The sequence below is a fragment of the Dysgonomonas reticulitermitis genome, assembly GCF_054601275.1.
In genome coordinates, this window is the sequence record NZ_BAAHWU010000126.1 from 1 (window position 1) to 1,144 (window position 1,144).

Sequence of the window (1,144 nt, forward strand, 5' to 3'; positions counted from 1 at the left end):
CTGGAGCCACTTTATCGGACTTTATGCGAACAGGTTCCGGGGTGTGATTATATACAGGTAGATGAAAGTACAATCCCTGTTTTAGACAAGGATAAGCCGGGAGCGACAAAAAAAGGATACTTCCGGGTAGTACGTTCTCCTGAGAAACAGCAACTGTTTTTTCATTACGACAAAGGATCCAGGGCGCAATATGTAGTTGTGGAACTACTCAAAGATTTTAAGGGCGCTATTCAAAGTGATGGATATGGCGCTTACGGGATTTATGAAAAAAAGGAAAATGTTCTTTTATTAGGATGTTGGGCGCATGCCCGCAGAAAATTTGAACAGGCCCTTAAAGATGACCCTCCAAGGGCTGAATATGCATTACAACAAATCGGAAGGCTTTATCAGTTGGAGCGGCAGATGAGCGAAGAAAATCTGAGTAAAGGACAAATAGAAGAGTTACGTAAAAAAGAAGCTTATCCAATCCTGAAGGATTTTGAGAAATGGATGGACCTGAATTACCCGTATGTGTTACCAAAGTCATTAATTGGCAAGGCCATGTCATATGCCTACGGGATATATCAACGGTTGGCCCGTTATGTACTGGACGGCAGATACCGTATCGACAATAATTTGGCGGAAAATGCTGTCAGGCCGATGGCTTTGGGACGTAAGAACTATTTATTTTGTTTGAATCATCAAGCTGCTGAAAGAACTGCCATGATTTATTCTCTGTTGGGTACCTGCAAAATTTGCGGTGTAAATCCATCAATCTGGTTGACTGATGTTTTGAATCGAATACAAGATCATTCAATACTCAAATTGGATGAACTTTTACCTGATAAGTGGAAGCCTGTTTCTAATAGATAACTTTACTTTAAATATCGCCTGTACAACCGCCATACCTGTACGGCATAGAACTGGCATCCTTTACTGGTTTTAAATCCCTGTTTGTTCAATGCTTCCGCAATTTGCACATAGTTTTTCCCTTCTTTTTTCATCATCGAGATAAGAGCTGTCGCACATCGGTTATTTTGATTGTACCGGGCTTTATCCTGATTAGTTTTAACACTTCGTCTGATAGCTTTGCTATGATTATTCAACAGGTTCTCCGGTTTACCCAGTTTTACTCCATTGGCTTTCTTGGCTTTTAATGATTGCC

At 40.6% G+C, this 1,144-nt stretch carries 1 protein-coding gene and 1 pseudogene; one reads left to right on the forward strand and one right to left on the reverse strand.

What is annotated here, in order from left to right; all coding sequences use genetic code 11:
• Window positions 1-852 (forward strand): IS66 family transposase (gene tnpC, locus ACYPZI_RS15985; RefSeq protein WP_459603373.1); only part of this gene is annotated, 852 nt, incomplete at its 5' end.
• Between the two features lie 2 nt (window positions 853-854).
• Here the strand turns inward: tnpC and ACYPZI_RS15990 are convergent.
• Window positions 855-1,144 (reverse strand): annotated as a pseudogene (locus ACYPZI_RS15990) (recombinase family protein); the annotation flags it as partial.